Annotated in this window: 20 protein-coding genes; 12 read left to right on the forward strand and 8 right to left on the reverse strand. The window is 67.4% G+C overall.

Annotated elements, in window-relative coordinates:
- The first annotated feature begins 107 nt into the window (after positions 1-107).
- Positions 108-1,484, forward strand: coding sequence for a GH1 family beta-glucosidase (locus ACFJIX_RS10215; RefSeq protein WP_377159659.1), 1,377 nt, complete (start codon positions 108-110; stop codon positions 1,482-1,484).
- Positions 1,485-1,660: 176 nt separating this feature from the next.
- Entirely contained in the window at positions 1,661-2,656 is a 996-nt protein-coding gene (gene glk, locus ACFJIX_RS10220; RefSeq protein ID WP_377159661.1) for a glucokinase, read from the forward strand.
- Between the two features lie 208 nt (positions 2,657-2,864).
- On the opposite strand, the gene ACFJIX_RS10225 is transcribed toward glk, so the two are convergent.
- Positions 2,865-4,886, reverse strand: a complete 2,022-nt coding sequence (locus tag ACFJIX_RS10225) for a M13 family metallopeptidase (protein ID WP_377159663.1) — start codon at positions 4,884-4,886, stop codon at positions 2,865-2,867.
- A gap of 135 nt (positions 4,887-5,021) precedes the next feature.
- Positions 5,022-6,128 carry a DMT family transporter gene (locus ACFJIX_RS10230; RefSeq protein ID WP_377159665.1) on the reverse strand — a complete coding sequence of 369 codons (1,107 nt, stop codon included), beginning with the start codon at positions 6,126-6,128 and terminating at the stop codon, positions 5,022-5,024.
- Positions 6,129-6,182: 54 nt separating this feature from the next.
- Between ACFJIX_RS10230 and ACFJIX_RS10235 the strand changes: the two genes are divergently transcribed.
- From ACFJIX_RS10235 to ACFJIX_RS10245, 3 genes are all read left to right on the forward strand, one after another.
- Positions 6,183-7,061, forward strand: a complete 879-nt coding sequence (locus ACFJIX_RS10235; RefSeq protein WP_377159667.1) for a LysR family transcriptional regulator — start codon at positions 6,183-6,185, stop codon at positions 7,059-7,061.
- A 74-nt stretch (positions 7,062-7,135) separates the two neighbouring features.
- A complete protein-coding gene (locus tag ACFJIX_RS10240; RefSeq protein WP_377159669.1) occupies positions 7,136-7,945 on the forward strand; it encodes an enoyl-CoA hydratase-related protein in 810 nt (269 codons plus the stop codon).
- 83 nt (positions 7,946-8,028) lie between these two features.
- On the forward strand, positions 8,029-9,552 hold the full coding sequence (locus tag ACFJIX_RS10245) for a 3-hydroxyacyl-CoA dehydrogenase (RefSeq protein WP_377159671.1): 1,524 nt from the start codon (positions 8,029-8,031) through the stop codon (positions 9,550-9,552).
- 97 nt (positions 9,553-9,649) lie between these two features.
- Here the strand turns inward: ACFJIX_RS10245 and ACFJIX_RS10250 are convergent, their stop codons facing one another.
- Both ACFJIX_RS10250 and pcaF read right to left on the reverse strand, forming a co-directional pair.
- Positions 9,650-10,486, reverse strand: coding sequence for an IclR family transcriptional regulator C-terminal domain-containing protein (locus ACFJIX_RS10250; RefSeq protein WP_377159673.1), 837 nt, complete (start codon positions 10,484-10,486; stop codon positions 9,650-9,652).
- 569 nt (positions 10,487-11,055) lie between these two features.
- Positions 11,056-12,255 (reverse strand): 3-oxoadipyl-CoA thiolase, encoded by a 1,200-nt coding sequence (pcaF, locus tag ACFJIX_RS10255; RefSeq protein ID WP_377159675.1) that lies wholly within the window; start codon positions 12,253-12,255, stop codon positions 11,056-11,058.
- Between the two features lie 200 nt (positions 12,256-12,455).
- On the opposite strand from pcaF, the gene ACFJIX_RS10260 reads away from it, so the two are divergent.
- From ACFJIX_RS10260 to ACFJIX_RS10290, 7 genes are all read left to right on the forward strand, one after another.
- Complete coding sequence (locus ACFJIX_RS10260) at positions 12,456-13,754, forward strand: HD-GYP domain-containing protein (protein ID WP_377159677.1); 1,299 nt, start codon at positions 12,456-12,458, stop codon at positions 13,752-13,754.
- Entirely contained in the window at positions 13,751-14,149 is a 399-nt protein-coding gene (locus ACFJIX_RS10265; protein ID WP_377159679.1) for a PAS domain-containing protein, read from the forward strand. Before ACFJIX_RS10260 ends, ACFJIX_RS10265 begins: the two co-directional genes overlap by 4 nt.
- Positions 14,049-15,914, forward strand: coding sequence for a putative bifunctional diguanylate cyclase/phosphodiesterase (locus ACFJIX_RS10270; RefSeq protein WP_377159681.1), 1,866 nt, complete (start codon positions 14,049-14,051; stop codon positions 15,912-15,914). The genes ACFJIX_RS10265 and ACFJIX_RS10270 overlap by 101 nt, the downstream gene beginning before the upstream one ends.
- A gap of 105 nt (positions 15,915-16,019) precedes the next feature.
- The gene (locus ACFJIX_RS10275) at positions 16,020-16,373 is read left to right on the forward strand and encodes a DUF1840 domain-containing protein (protein WP_377159683.1); all 354 of its coding nucleotides are present in this window, start codon (positions 16,020-16,022) and stop codon (positions 16,371-16,373) included.
- Complete coding sequence (locus tag ACFJIX_RS10280) at positions 16,374-17,051, forward strand: histidine phosphatase family protein (RefSeq protein ID WP_377159685.1); 678 nt, start codon at positions 16,374-16,376, stop codon at positions 17,049-17,051.
- 83 nt (positions 17,052-17,134) lie between these two features.
- On the forward strand, positions 17,135-18,211 hold the full coding sequence (locus ACFJIX_RS10285; protein WP_377159687.1) for a sterol desaturase family protein: 1,077 nt from the start codon (positions 17,135-17,137) through the stop codon (positions 18,209-18,211).
- A 126-nt stretch (positions 18,212-18,337) separates the two neighbouring features.
- Positions 18,338-19,291, forward strand: coding sequence for a porin (locus ACFJIX_RS10290; RefSeq protein WP_377159689.1), 954 nt, complete (start codon positions 18,338-18,340; stop codon positions 19,289-19,291).
- A 91-nt stretch (positions 19,292-19,382) separates the two neighbouring features.
- Here ACFJIX_RS10290 and ruvB read toward each other — a convergent pair whose 3' ends face one another.
- From ruvB to ACFJIX_RS10310, 4 genes are all read right to left on the reverse strand, one after another.
- Complete coding sequence (ruvB, locus tag ACFJIX_RS10295) at positions 19,383-20,447, reverse strand: Holliday junction branch migration DNA helicase RuvB (protein ID WP_377159691.1); 1,065 nt, start codon at positions 20,445-20,447, stop codon at positions 19,383-19,385.
- A 28-nt stretch (positions 20,448-20,475) separates the two neighbouring features.
- Positions 20,476-21,045, reverse strand: a complete 570-nt coding sequence (ruvA, locus tag ACFJIX_RS10300; RefSeq protein WP_377159693.1) for a Holliday junction branch migration protein RuvA — start codon at positions 21,043-21,045, stop codon at positions 20,476-20,478.
- Positions 21,046-21,155: 110 nt separating this feature from the next.
- Positions 21,156-21,809, reverse strand: a complete 654-nt coding sequence (locus ACFJIX_RS10305) for a response regulator transcription factor (protein ID WP_067069232.1) — start codon at positions 21,807-21,809, stop codon at positions 21,156-21,158.
- Between the two features lie 141 nt (positions 21,810-21,950).
- Positions 21,951-23,426 (reverse strand): sensor histidine kinase, encoded by a 1,476-nt coding sequence (locus ACFJIX_RS10310; protein ID WP_377159696.1) that lies wholly within the window; start codon positions 23,424-23,426, stop codon positions 21,951-21,953.
- Positions 23,427-23,442: the final 16 nt, after the last annotated feature.

Here is a 23,442-nt window from a genome sequence, read left to right on the forward strand (position 1 = left end):
GCCGGCACGCTCCCCCGCAACCGACCGCCGGAAACGCCATGTCCTCTCCCGCGATTCCTTCGACCTCTTCGATTCCCTCGATCTCTTCGACCACGACTGCCACCACCATGCACGCGAACGACGCCAACCCCGCCGCAGACACCGCCACCTTCCAATCGCTGATCCAGTCGTTGCCCGCGGACTTCCAATGGGGCTCCGCCACCAGCGCCGCGCAGATCGAGGGCGCGGCCCGCGAGGACGGCAAGGGCGAGTCGATCTGGGACCGCTTCTGCGCCCAGCCGGGCCGCATCAAGGACGCGTCCAACATCGACGTGGCCTGCGACCACTACCGCCGTTATCCCGAGGACGTGAAGCTGATGAAGTGGCTGGGGCTGGACGCCTACCGCTTCTCGTTCTCCTGGCCGCGCGTGCAGCCGCTGGGACGCGGCGCGTGGAACGAGGCCGGCTTCGCGTTCTATGACCGGCTGATCGACGAACTGCTCGCCGCGGGCATCAAGCCCAACGCGACGCTCTACCACTGGGACCTGCCGCAGGCGCTGGACGATTCGATCGGCGGACTGCTGTCGCGCGACGTGGTCCCGCTGTTCGCCGAGTACGCCGCCGAGATCGCGCGGCGCTTCGGCGACCGGTTGTCGACGATCGCCACGCTGAACGAGCCGTGGTGCTCGGCCACGCTGGGCTACGAGACGGCGCAGTTCGCGCCCGGCCACACCAGCCGGGCCGAGGCCTACCAGGTCTCGCACCACCTGCTGATGATGCACGGCGCCGCGATGCAGGCGATGCGCGCGGTCGGTTCCAAGGCCCAGCTCGGCATCGTGCTGAACCACACGCCGTCCTTCCCGGCCGACCCGCTCAGCGAGGACGACCGCCGCGCCGCGCGCATCGACGACGGCACCAACGTGCGCTGGTACATGGACCCGGTGTTCCGCGGCCAGTACCCGGCGGACATCGTCGAGCACCTGGGCGCCGACGCGCCGAAGGTCCAGGACGGCGACCTCGCGCTGATCCAGCAGCCGCTGGACTTCCTGGGCATCAACTTCTACACCCGCAGCGTGCTCAACGGGCAGCAGCAGTTCGTGACGCCGCCGGGGGAGCTCGGCTTCACCGACATGGGCTGGGAGATCTACCCGCAGGCGCTGACCCAGCACCTGCTGCGCATCACGCGCGAGTACACGCCGCCGCCGATCGTCATCACCGAGAACGGCATGGCCAACGCGGACAGCGTCGTCGACGGCCGCGTGCCTGACGCGGCGCGCATCGCCTACCTGCGCGGCCACCTGGAGGCGCTGGCGCAGGCGGTGGCGCTGGGCGCGGACGTGCGTGGCTATTTCTACTGGAGCTTGCTGGACAACTTCGAGTGGAACTCGGGCTATCTCAAGCGCTTCGGGTTGTTCCACGTCGACTATGCGTCGCAGCAGCGACTGGCCAAGGACAGCGCGCACTGGTACCGCGACGCGATCTCGGCATTCAAGGCCGGTCGCTGACGGGCGCGTTGAAAGGCGCGTTGATGGGGACGTTGAGCGCGACGCGCTAAACACCGGCCGCAACGGCGTCCGTCACCGGGATCCGGCGACGGACTGTGGCAGCATCCATGACTTTTCGGGGCAGGCGACCCACTTGCCCCGCAAACGCATGGAGCATCGGTGAAGGAGCACAAGGCATGACACAGGGCGCAACGGCGCCAGCGCGGTTGCTGGCGGATGTGGGCGCGACGCACGTGCGTTTCGCCAGCCAGGGCGGTGCGGCCGAGCCGCTGGAACACGTGGCGCGGTATGTCTGCCAGGACTTCGACACGCTCGCGGACGCCATCTTCTATCACCTGCATCGCGAGGGCCTGCCGACGCCGCGCAGCTGCGCGATCGGCATCGCGACAGCGGTCACCGGAGACCACGTCCGGATGACCAATCACCACTGGAGCTTCTCCACGCGGGCGCTGCAGTCGGCGCTCGGGGCGGAGCGGCTGCTGGTGATCAACGACTTCACGGCGCTGGCGCTGGCGTTGCCGACGATCGGGCCGCAGTCCACGCGCAAGGTCGGTGGCGGCGAAGCCGTCGTCGGTGCGGCGCGCGGGTTGGTCGGACCAGGGACGGGATTGGGCGTCTCGGGGCTGTTGCCGTCCGAGGATGGGACCTCGATGGTCGCCGTCGGCGGTGAGGGCGGGCATGCGACGCTCTCGTCGTACGAGCCCGAGGAGCGTGCCGTGCTCGACCTGCTGCATCGTCGCTTCGGTCATGTGTCGGCGGAGCGCGCGGTGTCCGGGCCTGGACTTGAAAATCTCTACACGGCGCTCGCCGAACTGCGCGGACTCAAGCTCGCACCCGGCGAAGGTCGGACCGCGCCGGCCATCACCGCCGCCGCGCTCGCCGGCGAACCCTTCAGCAGCGACGTCGTCAGCATGTTCTGCGCGCTGCTCGGCGACATCGCCGGCCACGTCGCGCTCACGCTGGGCGCGCGCGGCGGGCTCTACATCGGCGGTGGCATCGTGCCTCGCCTCGGCGAGTGGTTCGATCGCAGCCCGTTCCGGACGCGTTTCGAGACCTGTGGACGATTGACGTCATATCTGCGAGCAATCCCCACGTTCGTCGTCCACGAGGCGGATCAGGCGCCGTTGCTCGGTGCAAGCCGCGCGCTTGACCGGGATGTGCTGACGCACTGAGGGCGGTTGTCCTTCTTCGGTCGGGGCGTTGGCCGCCGATGCATGGGGCCTTGGCGTCAAGCGCCAAAACCCCACGCATCGCCGTCCCCCATCACTGTCATCCTTCCACGGGTTTGCGACTGAGGACTGTGAAGGTGGCGACCGAGGACTGCGATGAAAAGCGGCCGGGGACTTGGTAGTCGCCGGCCGTCCGTTGCGGGGTCAGGTGTTACCAGATCCGGATGCGGTCCTCGCTGGGCTTGAACATCTTGTCGCCCGGCTTGGTCTTGAAGGCCTCGTGGAAACCGTCGTGGTTGACGGCGGCGCCGTTGGCACGGAACTCCGGCGGCGAGTGCGGATCGATCGTCAGCAGTTGCAGCTTGCGCTCGTCACGCGCCTTCTCGCGCCAGGCCTGCGACCAGCCCATGAAGAAGCGCTGCTCACCCGTGTAGCCGTCGATCACCGGAGCCGGCTTGCCGCCCAGCGAGCGCAGGTAGGCCTTGTAGGCGATCTGCAGGCCGGACAGGTCGGCGATGTTCTCGCCCAGCGTCAGCTTGCCGTTCAGGTGCTTGCCGGCGATGGGCTCGTACCCCTCGTACTGCGCGACCAGCTTCGCACCGATCGCGTCGAAGGCCTTGCGGTCGTCGTCGGTCCACCAGTTGCGCAGCTTGCCGTCACCGTCGAACTGGCTGCCCTGGTCGTCGAAGCCGTGGCTGATCTCATGACCGATCACCGCGCCGATGGCACCGTAGTTCACCGCATCGTCCGCCTTGGTGTTGTAGAAGGGCGGTTGCAGGATGGCGGCCGGGAAGACGATCTCGTTGAGCGTCGGGTTGTAGTACGCGTTGACCGTCTGCGGCGTCATCAGCCATTCGCGCCGATCGACCGGCTTGCTGGCCTTGGCGGCCTGGCGCTTCCATTCGAAGGTCGATGCGCGCAGGTTGTTGCCCACCGCGTCGCCCGCCTTGACTTCCAGCGCGGCATAGTCGCGCCAGACGTCGGGGTAGCCGATCTTCACCATGTACTTCGACAGCTTGTCCTGCGCCTGCGCCTTGGTCGACGGCGTCATCCAGCTCAGCTTGTCGATCGACTCCTTGTACGAGGCCAGCAGGTTGTTGACCAGCTCCACCATCCGCGCCTTGTCCGCGGCGGGGAAGTAGCGCGTGACGTAGACCTCGCCGACGGCCTCGCCCAGCGCGCCGTTGACGTTGCCCACCGCCTGCTGCCAGCGCGGCAGCGGGCTCTTCGCGCCGGTCAGCGCCGCGCCGTGGAAGGCGAAGTGCGCGTCGCGGTAGACCTTGGGCAGCGTCGAGGCGTTGGCGTCGATCGTGCGGAAGGTCAGGTAGAGCTTGAGGTCGTCCAGCGGCGCTTCGCCCAGGATCTTCGCGGCGCCCGTCAGGTAGCTCGGCTGCGAAGCGGAGAGCTTGTCCAGGCCCGGCAGCGAGGCGGCGGTGAAGAAGGCGTTCCAGTCGAAGCCCGGTGCCTTCTGCGCCAGCTCGGCCGGCGTCATCGGGTTGTAGGTCTTCTGCGGATCGCGCAGCTCGACCTTGTCCCATTGCACCTGGGCCAGACGCTCCTCGAGTGCCAGCACGCGCTGCGCGCTGCCCGCCGGATCCGCGATGCCCGCGGCCTTCGCCAGCTTCTGCAGGTAGTCGACGTAGGCGCCTCGCGCCTTGGACAGGCGCTCGTCGTCCTTCTTCAGGTAGTAGTCGCGGTCCGGCAGGCCCAGGCCGCCTTGCCAGGTCTGCAGGCGGTTGATGGTCGGGTCCTGGTAGTCGGCCTCGATGCCCAGCGGCACCGGCAAGTCGACGACGCCGGTCTGCGCACCCAGCCAGGTGGCCAGCTGCTCGCGTGTCTGGATCGCCGCGATGCTGTCCAGCAGCGGCTTCACCGGTGCGAGGCCGGCCTTGTCGATCGCCGCGGTGTTCATGTAGGCGGCGTAGTAGTCGCCGATCTTCTGCTCGACGGTGCCGGCCTTGGCCTTCTTCTTCGAGAGGTCCTCGATGATCGAGCGGGCCCGCTTGTCGGAGAGATCCGCCAGCAGGTGGAAGGCGCCGTAGGAGGACTTGTCTGCGGGGATCTCGGTGGTCGAGAGCCAGTGGCCGTTGGCGGCGCGGAAGAGGTCGTCCTGCGGTCGGACCGACTTGTCGTAACCCTTGAGATCCAGACCCGATTGCGGCTGTGCCGCCATCGCGAAGCCGCCCAGCTGCATCAGCAGGGCGAGGGTGGTGAGGCGGAGGACATTCTTCATCGCAAGCAGCTCTTGAGCGCGGGCCGGGCCCGACGAGGCCGCCAGCCTATGCCAGAAGACAGCCCCATGACAAAAGGCATGAGGCCGTCTGTGGCGCCCGTCGCACCGGGGCTTTCCAGCTTGCCGGGAGGCGCCTCAAGTGGCTGCGCACCGCCCGCCGGTACTCGCCATCGCCCCGACCTTTACCTCCGCTTTACCGGAGGCACGGTCCGCTGTTCCGGTGAGGCCGTTGAGGCCGTTGAGGCCGATGGCCGGCGCTGCCGATGCCGGCGACCTCGTGCTCAGCGTGAGGGCCGCGATGACGAGCGCCGCGCCGATCCATTCCTGCATGGCCGGATGCTGGCCCAGCGCGACGCTCATCAGCAGCGCCGACACCGGCACGCCGTTCAGGAACAGTGTCCCGCGCGAAGCGCCCAGTTGCCGCACGCCGAAGTTGAACGCGACCACCGCCGCCACCGTGGGCACTGCCGCGATGTAGATCAGATGCGGCGCGACGGTCGTCACGTCCTGCCAGGCAGGCGCGTCGATCCAGCCGCCGGCGGTGGCGACGAGCGCGAAGGCCACCTGCCAGGGCAGCGCCGCGATGGCGGTCAGGCCGGTGTATTCCAGCGGACTGAGGTCCGGCACCTTCGCCGCGCCCCGCGTGTAGAGCACCCAGCCGACCGTGCCCAGCAACGTCAGCGCGTCGCCGAGCAGCATGTGCGGCGGACCGTCGGTGCGCCCCAGCACGCCGGAGACGAGGATGACGCCGCTGAGCGCCAGCACCGCCGCGCCGGCCACCGCGATACCCGGCCGCTGACCGTCGAGCAGCCAGCGCAGGAGGATCGTCGTCATCGGCAACGTCGCCATCAGCACCGCGCCGTGCGAGGGCAGCGACAGCTTCAGCCCCTCCAGCACCAGGATGCCGAAGAAGCCGTAGCCCAGCACGCCGTAGCGCGTCAGCGTGCCCCAGTGGGCGCGGAGCTTGGCCCAGGGCCGTTCGCCGAAGAAGACGACCAGCAGCGTCATGCCGACACCCGCGAGCAGGTAGCGCACCGCCGTGAACCAGATGGGATCGAGCCGGCTCAGCACCGGCTTGCCGACGAGGAACAGGCTGCCCCACGAGATCGCCGCGAACAGCATCGCGACGGTGGCGGCATAGGGGTTGGAGAGGCTGATGGCGCCCTTCGCTTTCGCAAGACTTCGATGGGAGGGAAGTCTGGGCGCCGCCTCGCGCGGGGTCCATGCGCATCTTTGGAACACGCGTTCCGAGAATGTGAACAACGGTCCCGCGGCGGCTTGTCAGAATGCGGACCCATGGAGCTGTACCAGCTGAAGAGTTTTCTGGCCGTCGTGGCCGAACGCAACCTGACCCGCGCCGCGGAGAAGGTGTTCACGTCCGTGCCCGCCGTCAGCGCGCAGATCAAGGCGCTGGAGGAGGAACTCGGCGTCCAGCTGTTCGAACGCAGCTCGCGCGGCATGACACTGACGATCGCCGGCGAGAAGCTGGCCGAGGAAGCTCGACGGACGCTGGACGCCGCGCAGCGCCTGCGCCAGGCGGCGGCGCAGATCCGCGGCGACGTCCAGGGCGTGCTGCGCATGGGCACGGTCAGCGACCCGATCTCGCTGCGCTTGGGCGAGGTGCTGGTCAAGCTGGCGGAACGGCATCCCGGAATCGGTCTGCAGTTGATGCAGCGTCTGTCGCTGCACAGCGTGCAGGCGCTGCGCCGGGGCGAGGTCGATTGTGCGTACGTGCTCCATGACGGCGAGACCGCCGAGGGGTTGATCGTCAATCGCCTGCGACGGATGGAACTCGCGGTCGCGGTGCCGCGCCGCTTCGCGGACCGCGATTGGCCGGTGTCGCGCGACGCGCTGCTGTCGCTGCCGTGGATCGGCACGCCGGTGGACTGCGGTCTGCGCGCCGCGGCCGAACGCCTCTTCCAGAGCGCTGGCCGCGAGCCGCCGCACAGCCTGATGGCCGAGACCGAAGCCGCCGTGCGCGGCATGGTCGCCAGCGGCCTCGGCGCCGCCGTGCTCCGGCTGGATCAGGCGCAGGCCGCCGTCGACGCCGGCGAGTTGCGCATCTGGCCGCACTGGCAGGACGAGACCTGGCTGTGCTGGCTCCAGAAGGATGGCCCCGAGGAGCATGCGCTGACCGCGCTGCGCGAGCTGGTCGAGGAAGTCTGGCGGGAATGAACGAACGTTCGGGTTGATTTTTCGACCGATCGGTCGGGCTGCGATACTCCGTCGATCACAACGGAGACTGCATCGTGGAGACTCTGCAGATATCGACCGACACGCGTGGCGTGACCCGCGTGACGATGAACCGGCCCGAGGTGTTCAACGCCTTCGATGAAGCGATGATCGTGGACCTCGATGCCGCTTTCGTGCGACTTGGCCAGGATCCTGCCGTCCGGATCGTGGTGCTGGAGGGCGCCGGCAAGGCCTTCAGCGCCGGTGCCGATCTCCAATGGATGAAGCGCGCGTCGGAAGCGACGCAGGCGTGGAACGTCGAGGACGCGCGCCGATTCTCCGGCATGCTGGACCGCATCGCCCGCTGCCCGAAACCGACGATCGCGAAAGTCCACGGCGTGGCGCTGGGTGGGGGCGTCGGATTGACGCTGGCCTGTGACATCGCCGTCGCCACGGCGGGCGCGCAGTTCGCCGTCAGCGAGGCCCGCTTCGGGATCCTGCCGTCGGTGATCGGCCCCTACGTGATCAACGCCGTCGGCCCGCGTGAGGCGCGTCGGCTGGCGTTGACCGCCAGTCGCATTCCCGCCGCCGAGGCACTGAGAATCGGCCTGTTGCATGAGGTCGTCGAGAGCGACGCGGCCGGCGGACTTGACGGCGCCGTTGAGCGCTGGATCGCGGAGCTGCTGATGAACGGCCCTCAGGCGCAGGCGGAGATCAAGACGCTGTTCGCGCAGCTCGAGGTCGGACCGGTGAGCGGCGAGGTCCGCGAACTGACGGCCCAGACCATCGCCCGCGTGCGCATGGGCGCCGAGGCGAAGGAGGGCTTCGCCGCATTCCTCGCCAAACGACCTCCCGCCTGGGTGCCGAAGCCCGACGGTGCAGCGTAGAGGTGACAGGACGCGGGTCGGCGCGCGATGCGCCGCTTCGCAGGATCGACAGCGAGACACGAAGAGAAGATCAGGAGACAGCAATGGCGAAATCGACGGGATCCTGGCGCATTGCGACGGCCGAAGCCGCGCAGGCGCCGGTGGCGGTGATCGGCGCGGGCGTGATGGGCGCGGGCATCGCGCAGGTGGCGGCGCAGGCCGGTCACCCGGTCCAGCTGATGGATCTGCGTGAGGGCGCCGCCGCTGCGGCGATCGCGCAGATCGGCAAGGCGCTCGACGGACTCGTGTCCAAGGGACGCCTGGAGGCGGCCGAGCGCGACGCGGTGATGGGCCGGCTCTCGCCGGCCGCCGCGACGGTTGAATTGAAAGACGCGGCGCTCGTGATCGAGGTGATCGTCGAGAAGCTCGAGCCCAAGCAGGCGCTGTTGCGTGAACTCGACGCCCTGCTGCCGCCCGATGCGCTGATCGCGTCCAACACCTCTTCCATCAGCATCACCGCGCTCGCCAACGGCATGGCGACGCCGCGCCGCCTGGTCGGCATGCACTTCTTCAATCCAGTGCCGCAGATGAAGCTCGTCGAGGTTGTTGGGGGCGCGGAGACCGCCTCCACCGCCGCGTCGGCGATCGAACAGTTGTCGCGCCGCTGGGGCAAGACGCCGGTGCACGCGAAGTCGACGCCGGGGTTCATCGTGAACCGCATCGCGCGGCCGTACTACGCCGAAACGCTCGCGTTGCTGCAGGAACTGGCCGGGTCACCCGCGCAGCTGGACCGCGCGCTGCGCGGCGCCGGCTTTCGCATGGGGCCTTGCGAGTTGATGGATCTGATCGGACACGACACCAACTACCTGGTGACGCAGTCGGTGTTCGAGGCCAACTTCGGCGACAAGCGATATCAGCCGTCGCTGGTGCAAAAGGCGCTGGTCGACGGCGGCCGGCTGGGACGCAAGTCCGGCAAGGGCTTTTACAACGGCGTGCCCGCCGTCGCGCCACCGGCCGCTCCCGCCGAGGAGGACGTCGGTCCGGTCACGCTGGCGGGACAGGGCGTGTTGATCGACCGGCTCGGCGACTGGATGATGACGCGCGGCGTCACGTTCGAGCGCGATCTGACGGCGGACTGGCAGGGCGTGGCCATCGAGGGTCTGCAGTTGCACTTCACTCGAGGGCGTTGCGCCGCACAGCTGGCGCATGAGCGCAGCCAGCCCGGCCTGGCCGTGATCGACTGGCCACTGGTCCCGGACCGCATTGACGGCCTGGCCATCGCCTTTGCGCCGCGCATCGAGGCGGCGCTGCGGACGCGCGCCGAAACGCTGCTGCGCAGCCTCGGCTGGGAGCCGCTGGTCCTGCGCGACGTGCCTGGTCTCGCCGTCGCGCGGACGATCGCGATGCTCGTCAACGAAGGCGCCGACGCGGTCTGGCAGGGGGTCTGCGACGAGGTCGGCGCCGACACGGCGATGAAACTCGGCGTCAACTATCCGGCAGGCCCCTTCGAATGGCTCGCGCTGCTCGGCGCGCCGGTCGTCGTCGACATGCTCGACGGGCTCTTCGACGCGTATCGCAGCGAGCGCTACCGCGTCAGCCCGCTGCTGCGGCAGCGCCTGTGGGCCTGAACGGCAGGCTCGCACCGACCGGACCTGGATCCGGACATGAAAAAAGCGACCCGCGGGTCGCTTTTTCATTGGCGCTTTCGAGCGCAGTCCGGACGCCTCAGAGCAGCATGCGCAGGTGCGCTTGCGCCTGCAGCAGCGGCGGCAGGCAGTGCTCGACCATCTGCTCCATGCTCATGCGCGTCGCGTGGACGCTGATGGCCATCGCGGCGACGGTGTCGCCCTTGTAGTTCTTCAGCGGCACGGCCACCGAGCGCAAGCCTTGCTCCAGCTCCTGGTCGATCAGCGCGTAGCCCTGGGCGCGGGCGCGGGCGATCTCGATGCGCAGGCGTTCCGGATGCGTGATCGTGTGCGGGGTCAGCGCGGTCAGTTCCTGGCGGGCGATGAAGGCGTCGACTTCCGCTTGCGGTTGAGCCGCCAGCAGCACGCGGCCGTTGCCGGTGCAGTAGGCCGGCACGCGAGTGCCCGGCTGCAGCGTCGGGGAGACGACGCGGCCCGCGCTCGTCGCCGAGATGCAGATCACGTCATTGCCGTCCAGAACGCCGGCCGACGAAGCTTCCTTCATCGCATACGCCAGCTTGTGCAGCTCGGGTTCGATGATGCGCGGCAGGCGGGCGGAGTGCATGTAGCTCTGGCCCAGGCGAAGCACCTTCGGGGTCAGCGCGAACATCTTGCGGTCCTGCGAGACAAAGCCCAGATGGGTCAGCGTCAGCAGGTAGCGGCGGGCGGCCGCGCGGGTCAGGCCGGTGCGGCCGGCGACCTCGCTGATGGTCAGTCTGGGGCGTTCCTGATCAAAGGCTTCGATCACGGCCAGGCCTTTTTCCAGGCCGGCGACCAGATCACGCTTCAGCGGACCGGTACGGACTTCAGCGTCAGGGGAGGGGACGACCGCTTGGATTGCGGTCAGTTCATCATCGTGGGCTCGTGCAGCGGACATGGCGGGAGGGAGGACGTGCGTTTGACGCCCAAATCTGCTGGGCGTAAGCAGGTGATGTCCACGACTATAGGGACAACCCTGTGAAGAATGTTTGCCAGGGCAAATGTTTTATCCGCAAATCGCACGCTCATGCATCAAATTGGTGCGTTTTCTGCGCAGAACGCCCCACCGCCTTGGTCAGGTGGTGTACGTGGGCGTTCAGCGGGAAAAAGGTGCGCGAAACCGCGGTCGGTGGTCGCTAAGCAGGCGGTCAATAGTCAGACATCATGCTTGTCACCGCATACCCTACATATATGAGCGGTATGCGCCATCAAACGAAGTCAGTATCACACGCGGTGTGCGATTGGCGCCTACGTGGTCCTACGTGCGCCCATGACTATTTCTTTGCCGCCCCCAACCTTTGGCTATGGGTCCGTTCGCAGTGGTTGGCTCGATCAACGCTCTCGCCCTGCACCAAAATGAGGTCAGACAACCTGGGCGACTGCTGGAATTCTCAAACGCTTCTCGGAATGCCGCGTTCAGCCATGAACGAGGGACAGGAAGCCGGTCACCACCGGCGCCTGAGCAGGTCAGACGCGCTCGACGACGACCGCGATGCCCTGGCCCACGCCGATGCACATCGTGCACAGCGCGTAGCGGCCCTGGATGCGGTGGAGCTGGTTGATCGCCGTCGTGACCAGCCGGGCGCCGCTGGCGCCGAGCGGGTGGCCCAGCGCAATCGCGCCGCCGTTGGGGTTCACGCGAGCGTCGTCGTCCTGCAGGCCGAGGTCTCGCAGCACCGCCAAGCCCTGGGCGGCGAAGGCTTCGTTCAGTTCGATGACGTCCATCTGGTCCAGGGTCAGGCCCACCTGGGCCAGGACCTTCCGCGTCGCCGGCGCAGGGCCGATGCCCATGATGCGCGGCGCAACGCCGGCCGTCGCCATGCCGAGCACGCGTGCCCGCGGGGTCAGGCCGTGCCGGGCGATCGCGGCTTCGCTGGACATCAGCAGCGCGCAGCTGCCGTCATTGACACCGGACGCGTTACCGGCAGTCACGCTACCGTCCGGTCGGACGACACCCTTGAGCTTGGCCAGCGCCTCCAGGCTGGTCTCGCGCGGGTGCTCGTCCTGGCGCACGATGACGGCGTCGCCCTTCTTCTGGGGAATCGTGACCGGGCAGATCTCGGCGTCAAAGAATCCGTTGCGCTGCGCGGCCAGCGCCTTGGTTTGGCTGGAAAGCGCCATGCGGTCCTGCGCGTCGCGCGCGATGGCGAAATCGACGGCAACGTTCTCGGCCGTTTCCGGCATCGCGTCGACGCCGTACTGCGCCTTCATCCTCGGATTGATGAAGCGCCATCCGATGGTCGTGTCGTAGATGGCATTGGCGCGGGAGAATGCGGTCTCCGCCTTGGGCATGACGAAGGGCGCGCGGCTCATGCTTTCGACGCCGCCGGCGATCATCAGATGGGCTTCACCGGCCCGGATTGCTCGGGCGGCGCTGCCGACGGCGTCCATGCCGGAGCCGCACAGCCGGTTCAGCGTCACGCCGGGCGCGCCGATGGGCAGGCCAGCCAGCAGGGCGGACATGCGCGCCACGTTGCGATTGTCTTCGCCCGCCTGATTCGCGCAGCCGTAGAACACGTCGTCCAGCGCTTCCCAGTCCAACGACGGGTGACGCGCCATCAGGGCCTGGATCGGTACCGCACCCAGATCGTCCGCGCGAATCGACGACAGGGCGCCGCCGTAACGCCCGAAAGGGGTGCGCTGCGCATCGCAGATGAAGGCGTGCATGAAAAGTCTCCTGTATCTTTATGAGAATGCGAGGTTCGGAGGATCATAGGGGGGTGCAGGAAAAACCTGTGACAAGTTGCACGATCCCCCCGCGATCATGCGCAACGCCGTACGGTTGACGCGCTTTTGATTTAAGTTGCGCCCCTCCGCAGCCGAAGCTGCTGACGAGGGCGTCCGAACAGGGACGCGGAACTACAAGAATGAAGGACAGATCGGCAGACCCGCTCATCGATGTGAACCAGCTGAAAGTCGGGATGTTCATCCATCTCGACCTCGGCTGGATGTCGCATCCGTTTCCGCTCAGCAGCTTCAAGCTGAGTTCGGAAGAGCAATTGCTGATTCTTCGCCGTCTTGGCCTCAAGCAGGTGCGCTGGAGTCCGGGCAAGAGCGACCTGCCGCTGGAGGCGACGCCGATGCCCGCGCCGATGCCCGCGGCCGCCGTCGTCGAGGAAAACCGCAGCGCCGAAGACGAGGTCCGCGAACGCCATCGCCGCCTGTTGGCCGAGCAGCGCGAGGCGCTGCTGCTGTGCGAGCGCCAGTACGCCGAGGCCGCGAGTGCCCTGCGCGACCTGATGGACCTCGTGCCGCGCGAGCCGACGGACGCGCGAGACCGGTCGTCCGCGTTGTCCCGGGCGCTGCTGGACAAGATGCTGGTCGAGGGCGACATCAACATCCGCCTGCTCAACGAAGGCGCCGGCGACCGCGGCACCGCGCATGCGCTCAACGTCGCCGTGATCGCGATGCTGCTGGGCCGCGCCTTCGGCCTCGGCCGCGACGAGATGCTGGACCTCGGGCAAGGCGCGCTGCTCCACGACATTGGCAAGATGGAGCTGACCGCCCGATTCCGTCACCGTGACGACAGCTTCACCGCCGCCGAGGTCGCCGCCTACCAGCAGCACGTCGCCAAGGGAGTGGTGCTGGGACAGAAGATGGGCGTGGGGGCTGGGCCGCTGCTGATCATCGCGCAGCATCATGAACACGCCGACGGCAGCGGCTTCCCGCAGCGCCTGAACGCAGACCGCATGAGCATCGGCGCCCGCATCGTGGCGCTCGTCAACCGTTTCGACGGCCTGTGCAATCCGCTGCTCAGCTCCAAGGCGATGACCCCCCACGAAGCGCTATCCCTGATGTTCGCGCAGGGACGCAGCCGTTTCGACGCCACCATGCTCAACGCCTTCATCCGGATGATGGGCGTGTATCCGCCGGGCTCCGCCGTGCAACTGACCGACGACCGCTATGCGCTGGTCGTGGCCGTGAACTCGTCGCGCCCGCTCAAGCCCAAGGTCATGGTCCACGACCCCAAGGTGCCGCGCGACGAGGCGCTGGTGCTGAACCTGGAAGAGCTGCCCGACCTCGGCATCCGCCGCAGCGTCAAGCCGCAGCAGTTGCCGCGCGCCTCGCTGGACTACCTCAGCCCGCGCAGCCGCATCGCCTACTTCTTCGAGTCCGCCGGTGTGACCTCCCTCCCGCCGCCACCCCCCGGGGAGATGGCTGCGTGAATCTGCCGACCCGAGCCACCGCCGCATCTCCCGCGGTGTTCAACACCGCGTTCCTGCCGCTGATCGACGGCCTGCAGGAAGCGGTGTGGCTCGTGGACGCGCGCACCCACAGCGTCGTGGCAGTCAACCACGCGTCGCAGCAGTTGCTCGGACTGCAGGCCAGGGACCTGGTCGGAAGCAGCGTCGAATCGCTGGCTTCCACGCCGGAGGACGCGCTGTTCTGGATGGACGCCGCGATCGGCCGTCGCGAGAGCCTGCACACCGACACGATGATGCGTCACGCCGACGGCCGGCATGCTGTGGGTCTCCCGCCGCATCAGCTACGTCGCGCAAGCGCAGGGCGACGGCCTGTGGCTGATCGCGATGCGCGACCAGACCCAGCAGCGCCAGCATGACGAAGAGCGGGAGACGCTGCTCGCCGAACTGCGTGCCACGCTCGAATCCACTGCGGATGGCATCCTGGTCACGGACCTGGCCGGCCGGATCCGCAGCTTCAACCAGCGGCTGGCGTCGCTATGGGGCATTCCCGAAGACCTGCTCAACGATCGCAATGACGACGCCGTCCAGGCCTGGATGCGGCGCAGCGTCGTCGACGGTGCCGCCTACGCCATGCGGCTCGGCGCGATCCAGGAATCACCGCTGCTGCACACCAGCGACAACCTCAAGCTGATCGACGGCCGCGTGCTCGAGCGCGTATCGCTGCCGCAATGGAGCCGGGGCCGGCCGATCGGCCGCGTCTACTCGTTCCGCGACCTCAGCGAGAAGCTCGCCGCGCACCAGCGCATTGAAGAGCTGTCGCACAACGACATGCTTACCGGGCTGCCGAACCGTCGGGCGCTGATGGAACGCGTCGACTACGCGCAGGCCATGGCACGCCGCGAGACGACCCCGTTCGCGCTGCTCAACGTCGACCTCGACCGTTTCAAGCAGATCAACGACACGCTAGGCCACTCCTACGGGGACCGCGTCCTGAAGGAAGTTGCGCTGCGCCTGAAGGAGTCGCTGCGCGAGGTCGACACCGTCGCGCGGCTTGATGGCGATGAGTTCGCGCTCTTGATCCATCAGGCAGACGCCCGCGGCGCCGAGCACGCGGCGCGCCGCGTCCAGGAGGCGATGTCGCGGCCATTCTGCTTCGACACGCTGAGCTTCACGGTCACCTGCAGCACCGGCATCGCGCTGTTCCCCGGCGACGGCGCCAGCGCCGAGGAACTGCTGGCCAGTGCCGAGCGGGCCATGCACTGGGTCAAGGAAAGCGGCCGCAGTGCCTTCCGCTTCCACCAGCCGCGCAAGGACGTGGACCTGCTGTCGCGCATGCGGCTGGACCACGCGATGCGACAGGCGCTCCAGGAACACGAGTTCCGCCTGCACTTCCAGCCGCAGGTCTCGCTGGAGACCGGCGAGCTCATCGGTGCGGAGGCGCTGATCCGCTGGCGCGATCCGCTGCGCGGCGACGTGCCGCCGTCCGAGTTCATCCCCGTGGCCGAGGAGAGCGGCTTCATCGTCGCGATCGGTCAGTGGGTGCTGCAGCAGGCGGTGGCGCAGGCCGCGGCGTGGCTCCAGAAGGGGCTGCGCGTACCGGTGGCGGTCAACGTGTCGGCGCTGCAGTTTCAGCAGACGCAGTTCGTCGAGCAGGTGGCGCAGGCGCTGCGCGCCTACGACCTGCCGCCGTCGCTGCTGGAACTGGAGCTGACCGAATCCGTCCTGCTGCGCGATGCCGAGGAAGCCTTGCATCGGATGGAGGCGCTGTCGGAACTCGGCGTGCTGATGGCCATCGACGATTTCGGTACGGGCTACTCCAGCCTGGGCTATCTGAAGCGCTTTCCGATCCAGCGCCTCAAGATCGACCGCAGCTTCGTCAAGGGGCTACCGGGGGATGCGAGCGACGCCGGCATCGTCAACGCGATCGTCCAGATGGGCCGCGCGCTCAACCTGAAGGTCATCGCCGAGGGTGTCGAGACCGATGCGCAGCGCGACTTCCTGGCCCGCTGCGGCTGCCACGAGTACCAGGGCTTCCTGTGCGCGCCGGCGCTGGAGACGCGAGCCTTCGAGGAGCGTCAAACCCAGATCGCGGCGCAGGCTGAGGCCGGAAGGCTGGCCCGCGGACAGGCGGTGGCGCCGCGTGCCGCGCGCGCGTCCGTGCATCTGCTGCGCGGCGGGTGAGCCGCACTGCGCCCGAAGGTGCATCGGGATCGACCCGGAGATCGGGCGAACCGGGGTCGGGAGGTCTCTCCACTGCCTGCCGCGCGAGGGCGGCACAATGCGCCGATGGCCGCCGTCGACGGCCGGGAGACACGCGTGCTGTACAAGTTCAAGTCGAAGGCCGGGGCTGATGTCATCATGCTCGCCGCCCATGGCGATCAAGCGCTGCAGGCCCTGGGCCGCATTCCGGCTCCCCAGGGGATTCTCCAGGCGTCTGACCTGCCCGCGCTGATCGCGCAGGGAGAGTCCGCGATTGCCGAGGAGCAGCGAGCGCTGGATCGTGCCGCCGAGGAGGCCGTGGCCGACGGCCGCAAACCGCCGCCCAAGCCCGAGGTCACGTTGCGCCAGCGCCTGTGGCCGCTGCTGGAACTGATGCGTACCGCGCAGGCCGCCAGCACCGATGTGGTCTGGGGCGTCTGAGTGGACTCGACCCTGATCCTGGCCATCCGGCATGGCGAGACCGCGTGGAACCGCGAAGGCCGTTTGCAGGGACACTTGAACCTCCCGCTGAACGCTCTGGGCGAGCGTCAGGCCGAGCGGCTCGGTGCCGCGCTGGCCGAGCATCCGATCGACGCGATCTATGCGAGCGACCTGGATCGAGCCGCGGTGACGGCCCGGCATCTGGCGGCGCCGCACGGTATCGATGTCCAGCTCGATGAGCGACTGCGGGAACGCGCTTTCGGCATCCACGAGGGCAAGCTCTGGACCGAGATCGAATCCGGTTTTCCTGAGGACGCCCTCCGCTGGCGCCGGCGTGAGCCGGACTTCGAGCCGCCCGGCGGCGAGAGCCTGATCACGCTGTACGCGCGTTGCGTCGCCGTCGTGTCCGAACTGGCCGCGGCGCATGCGGGGCAGACGATCGCGATCGTCGCGCACGGCGGAGTGATGGACTGCCTGTACCGGGCCGCGACCCGCATCGACCTGCAGGCGCCGAGAAGCTGGGTCCTCGGCAACACGAGCATCAACCGACTGCTGTATTCGCCGCAAGGATTCAGTCTGGTCGGATGGAACGATGATCACCATCTGCAAGGCCTGACGCTGGATGATCCTGGCGTGCCGGGCTTCATGCCGGCCACGACGGTGACAGCCAAGGCCTGAGCGCCGGATCGCCGGCTCCCTCGAGGGACGGCGGCCGCGGAGATCGACAGAAGCGCCGCATCGAGCGCTCATCGAGGAGACACATGACCGACGCACAGATCATCGTGCTGGCCACGCCGGTGTTCTTCGCCCTGATCGGGCTTGAGTACTGGGTCGGCCTGCGCCGCGGCCGCAACACCTACCGCCTGAACGATGCAGTGAGCAGCATCGCGCTGGGCATGCTCAGCCAGGTGGTGGGCGTGCTGACCAAACTTTTCACGCTGGGGATCTACACCTGGGTCTTCGAGCGGGCGGCCTTGACCCAACTGGACGCAGGTGCCTGGTGGGTCTGGCTGCTGGGGCTGCTGCTGTACGACTTCCTCTACTACTGGCACCACCGGCTCGGTCACACGACCGCGCTGCTCTGGGCCGCGCATGCCGTCCACCACCAGAGCGAGGACTACAACCTCTCCACCGCGCTCCGCCAGACCGGGAGCGGTTGGCTGGTGGGCTGGATCTTCTACATGCCGATGGCCATCCTCGGCTTCCCGCCGCTGGTGTACGCAGTCGTCGCGCTGATCGACTTGCTGTACCAGTTCTGGGTGCACACGCAGCAGATCGGCAAGCTCGGCTGGTTCGACCGCTGGTTCTGCTCGCCGTCCAATCACCGCGTGCATCATGCCGTCAACGATCCCTATCTTGATCGCAACTACGGCGGAATCCTCATCATCTGGGACCGGATGTTCGGCAGCTTCCAGGAGGAGCTGGATCGCGAGCCCTGCGTTTACGGCACCCGGGATGCGCTGAAGAGCTGGAGCCCCTGGACCGCCAATGTCCAGGTCTATGCCAAGTTGCTGACCAAGACGCGACGCACGACGCGCTGGCGGGACAAGTTGCGCCTCTGGTGGGAGCCCGCGCACTGGGAGCCCGGTGTCGGCGCCCGCATAGCGCCCGGATATGACCCGCACACCAGGCCGCTGTTCGACCCGAAGGTCTCGTCCTCGCACGCCTGGGCAGCGGGAGCGATGTTCCTGCTGCTGCTCGTCGCCGTCGCGCTGTTCCTCTGGAACGCCCATCGACTCGGTCCGATCGAGCAGATCGCCGTCCTCGCCGGACTTCTGGCGGGGCAGGTGCTGACCGCGCGTCTGCTATCACCCGCCGACCCCCTCGTTCACCCCTAACGGGGAACTGTTGCAATTTTGCGTCGGGCGTTATGGGTGCGTGCAACGCACTTCTATACTCCGCACACCTTGCAGTAAAGCCATTGAGCCAGACCGGCTGAAACCTCCAACTGGATGAAGGTGGGTATGAAAAAGATTGCATTCGCTGCGGCCATCGCGGCTCTCTCCGCTCCCGTGTTCGCGCAGAGCTCCGTCACGCTCTGGGGTCGTATCAACACCTCGGTGGAAAGCATCAAGACCGGCAACAACGACCGCGTCGCCTCGGTGATCAACAACAACTCCCGCCTGGGCTTCAAGGGCACGGAAGATCTGGGCAGCGGCCTGAAGGCCAGCTTCGCGCTGGAACACGGTCTGAACTCGGACGACGGTCGCCAGACCAGCTCGGCGTTCTGGAATCGTGAAGCCAGCGTGCAACTGGCCGGCGATTTCGGCGCGATCCGTCTGGGCCGCTGGACGCCGGGTTCGTACTACGCCACCGCGGACTACGTGTCGATGCACAACCACGACACCGGCACGTCGGAAGACAAGCTGTACTCGGGTGCCGGCTTCACGCAGACCAACAAGGTCGGCTACTTCACGCCGAACATCAGCGGCTTCAACGGCGAGTTCACGCTGCACGCCGGTGAAGGCGTCGACCCGCGTGGTTACGACGTCGCCCTGAACTACGACCAAGGCCCGGTGCACCTGGGTGCTGGTTACAGCAAGCAAGGCAGCGCCAAGCAGTACGCGATCCGCGGCCTGTATGAACTGGGCGCCTTCACCTTCGGCGGCTACGCGCAGCGCGAAGAGTCGGGCACGCCGCAGTCGGCCGGCGCGAAAGATTCGCGTTGGATCGGCCGCGCCGCCGTGATGTACACGCTCGGCCAATCGGAATTCCATCTGAACGTCGGTGGCACCAAGGCGGGCGCTTACTCGTTCAACAGTGGTCGTAACGGTGGCAAGCAATACACGCTGGCCTACAACTACAACCTGAGCAAGCGCACCAAGGTCTACGCGTTCTACACCGCCGTGGACGCCACCACTGCGAACAAGCGCGACGATCTGAACTCGTTCGCCCTGGGTGTTCGTCACAACTTCTGATCTCCGGATCACGAAGCAGAAAGGCGCTCCTCGGAGCGCCTTTTTCATTGCAGCGTCGGTGCACCTGTTGTCTTGCAGGCTCACCCGGCGCTCATTCAAGCTCGAACAACTGCCCCGCCTGTTTCGGCGGAGCGACTCCAAGGTGGCGATACGCCGCCAGCGTTGCGATCCGCCCGCGGGGGGTGCGCTGCAGAAAGCCCTGTTGGATCAGATAAGGCTCGATGACGTCCTCGATGGTGCCGGGCTCTTCGCCGATCGCCGCAGCGACGTTGTCCAGCCCCACCGGCCCGCCGTCGAAGCGGTGCACCACCGCCTCAAGCAACTTGCGGTCCATCAGATCGAAGCCCAGCGGATCGACGTCCAGCATCGCCAACGCCTTTTCCGCGATCGTGCGGGTGATGGTGCCATCGGCCTTGACGTCGGCGTAATCGCGGACGCGACGCAGCAACCGGTTGGCGATCCGCGGCGTGCCGCGCGAACGCCGCGCAACCTCAAGCGCGCCTGCCGGCTCGATCGGTGCGCCGAGCAGCGACGCGGACCGCGTCACGATGCGCTGCAGTTCATCGGCCGTGTAGAACTCCAGCCGAGCGACGATGCCGAAGCGATCGCGAAGTGGGTTGGTCAGCATGCCGGCGCGTGTGGTCGCGCCGATCAGTGTGAACGGCTGCAGGTCAAGCTTGATCGAACGCGCTGCCGGGCCCTCGCCGATCATGATGTCGATCTGGTAGTCCTCGAGCGCCGGATAGAGGATTTCCTCGACGACCGGCGAAAGCCGGTGGATCTCGTCGATGAACAGCACGTCGTTGCGCTCGAGGTTGGTCAGGATGGCGGCGAGGTCCTTGGGCTTTTCGAGGACCGGCCCGCTGGTCTGGCGCAGGTTGACGCCCAGCTCCGCGGCCACGATGTGACTCAGCGTCGTCTTGCCCAATCCCGGCGGTCCGAACAGGAGCACGTGATCGAGCGCCTCGCGTCGCTTTTTAGCGGCGCCGATGAAGATCTCCAGCTGCTCCCGCGCCTTGGCCTGGCCGACGTACTCGTCGAGCAGCTTGGGGCGCAGTGCGCGCTCGATCGCGTCCTCGTTCGGCGACGCCGGTTGTGCGCTGATCAGGCGGGCCTGTTGCGGCGCGGGCGTGAAGTCGTCGGTCTGGATGCTCATGGTGGGAGGGTACGCCGCGCGCGCGGATTCATGACAGGTGCTTCATCGCCAGCTTGATGCCTTCACTGACGCCAATGTCCCCCGGCAGCGTCTTCAGCGCGGTACCGGCTTCCTTCTCGCTGTAGCCCAGCGCGACCAGCGCCTGGAGGATGTCGGCCTGCGCGTCGTTGGCCACGGACACCGGCAGCGACAGGTCGGGGCTCAGCTTGCCCTTGAGCTCCAGCAGCAGCCGTTCGGCCGTCTTCTTCCCGATGCCCGGGACCTTCACGAGACGGCCAGCCTCCTGCCTGGATACGGCCTGCGCCAGGTCGCCGACCGACATGCCGGACAGCAGCGACAAGGCCATCTTGGGGCCGACGCCGCTGATCTTGATCAGCAGACGGAAGGTGCTGCGCTCCTCGGCGGTGAGGAAGCCGAAGAGGACGTGGGCATCCTCGCGGATGCTCAGGTGCGTCAGCAGTGTGGCGCGCTCGCCCAGGCCCGGCAGATTGAAGAAGGTGCTCATCGGCACATCGACTTCGTAGCCGACGCCTTGCACGTCGATGAGGACCTGCGGGGGCGATTTTTCCGCGATGACGCCGGTGAGCTTGCCGATCATGGGCGCGGATTATCCGCGTTCAGCGGCGATTCGACGGTGATTTGCTGGATGTTTGTCCAGTATTTTCCCGAGGCGTGCGGCCACGCCTCGAGATCCGGCGCGCGAAGCGCTCAGTTGCGCCCGAAAAGCCCCAGGCGTTGTGCTTCCAGCGCCGCTTCGGCGCGCGAGCTCACATTGAGCTTGCGGTAGATCTGCTTCACATAGTCGGCGATCGTGTGGCGCGACAGCCCCAACTGCACGCCGATCTCCGGCAGCGTGAAGCCCTTGGCGACGCGAAGCAGCACTTCCGTCTCGCGGTCCGTCAGCGAGACCTCGTGCAGCACCTGCGCGGCCTGCGGCCGGCGTTGCGACGTGAAGTAGGCGATGACCTTGCGCGCGATCGACGGGGACAGCGGCGGCTCTCCCTGGCTGATGCGCTGGAGCTGCTCGACCAGCAGCTCGCGCGATTGCTCCTTGAGCAGGTAACCGAAGGCACCGGCCTGCAGGGCAGGGAAGAGATGCTCGTCGTCGTCGTGGATGGTGACGATCACCGACTGGACTTCAGGCTGTTTCTCTCGCAGCGCGGAGATCACGTCGACTCCGGAACCGTCCGGCAGGCCCAGGTCCAGCAGGGCCAGCGTGAAGCGCTGCGAGTTGACCTGCTGCAATGCGTCCTGCACCCGCGAGCACTCGGTGACGACCGCGTTGGCGAAGACCTGTTTGACCAGGACCTTGAGCCAGGCGCGGATTTCGGGAATGTCTTCGAGGAGCAGGATGTGGTTCATGGCGCGGATTCTTGCTCAGGATTGTCGTGCGGGCGGAGTGCTCGCTGACTTCCTGCAACGGTACGGCTTTCTGGAGGGACTGACCATCCTGATCAACGCCGGACTGTGGCGCCGGCGGCAATGGATCACGCTGGCATGCGATCAGAGCGGGATCGTCAGCCGGATGACGGTGCCCCAACCGGGGCCGGATTCGACCAGGCACTGACCATGCATCTGCTTGGCGCGCGCCTTCATGCTGGCCATGCCGTGTCCCTTGTCCAGGCGACCTTCGAGCTCCAGCGGGATGCCCTGGCCGTTGTCCTGGATCACCACGGAGAAGTAGCCGTCCTGCGCCGAGCAGCTGATCACGCAATGCGTGGCGCCGCTGTGCTTGATGATGTTGCTCACCGATTCGCGCAGGATGCGCGTCGTCTGCACGTAGGCGCGGGCGGGGAAGGTGTGCTCGATGTCCTCGGCGGGCGATTTCCACTCGGCCAGGATGTTGGCCTGTGCCAGTCGCGAGACCACCTCCGCGCGCCAGTCCCCCAGCGCGTCCAGCAGTTGCACGGGCTTGCCGGTCAGGCCACGCACCGACAGCCGCATCTCCTCGAGCGCCTCGCGCGCGAGCGTGGAGATCCGGTCCGACTCGCTGGTGTGGACGATGGTCAGCAGCTTGGCACCCAGGTCGTCGTGCAGGTCGGCGGCGATGCGCTTGCGCTCGCGTTCGGTGACCTGCTCCAGCTTGGTTTCCGCGACCTGATCGAAATGGCGCTCCAGCTCGGCGATGCGCTCCTGCAGACGCAACTCGCCTTGCAGGACGGCGAGCTCGGACTGCGTGAGCGCGCGGGCGAACTCGCGCACGCGATGCAGGCCGAGTCCCAGCAGGCACAGTGGCCCGAGGATGCCCGCCAGACCGCTGCCCGGCAGCGTCCATGCGGCCAGCACCGCGAGCGCGCCGAAGCCGATCAGCACGCAACTGAGGATGAAGTCGGACTGCGGGTACCGCTCCTCAAGCGTCGGGAGGAACATGTCCTGCCACAGATGCCAGAGATGCCAGCCCATCGCGACCAGCAACTGGGCGCCCAACCACCAGAGCGCGAAGGAGGCGATCCGTGTTGCCGGCACCGGCAGCAGCAACGCGGCAGGAAAGAGCAGCGCCTGGGCCAGCAGCGCGCGATGCATGCGGCGATCGCGTCGTCGCATCCGCCGCATCAGGTAATGGATGGCGCACCACAGCAGCCACGGCGCCAGGATCACCGCGATCCCCGTGCGCCATGACGACAGGGGCGCGAGGCCGACCGTGACGACCCATCCCGGCATCAGCACGAGCAGCCAGCTGATGTGACGTTGGGCGCGGCGTTGCCAGATCAGCAATCCCAGCACGAAGGCCATCAACACCAGCGCGGACTGCAGACCATAGGCGAGCTGCGGCGCCAGACGCGTCCATAGCGTCGCGAAGGAATCGGTGGCGACGCCGTCGGCACCGGCGACCGCCGCGCCCGCCACCTGGGCGAGACAGACCGGCACGGCCAATGTCAGCGCGGCCGCGGCGCCGAACGCCGCAGGTCTGGATCCTCCCTGTGCCGGCACGGCATCGCAGTGGCCGGCGTCTCCTTGTTGTTCCGTGATCCGGTGCATGGGGGGCGATTGTGCA

Origin of the sequence: Roseateles sp. UC29_93 (assembly GCF_042695725.1) — a bacterium.
In the GTDB taxonomy this organism is placed as follows: domain Bacteria; phylum Pseudomonadota; class Gammaproteobacteria; order Burkholderiales; family Burkholderiaceae_C; genus Roseateles; species Roseateles noduli_A.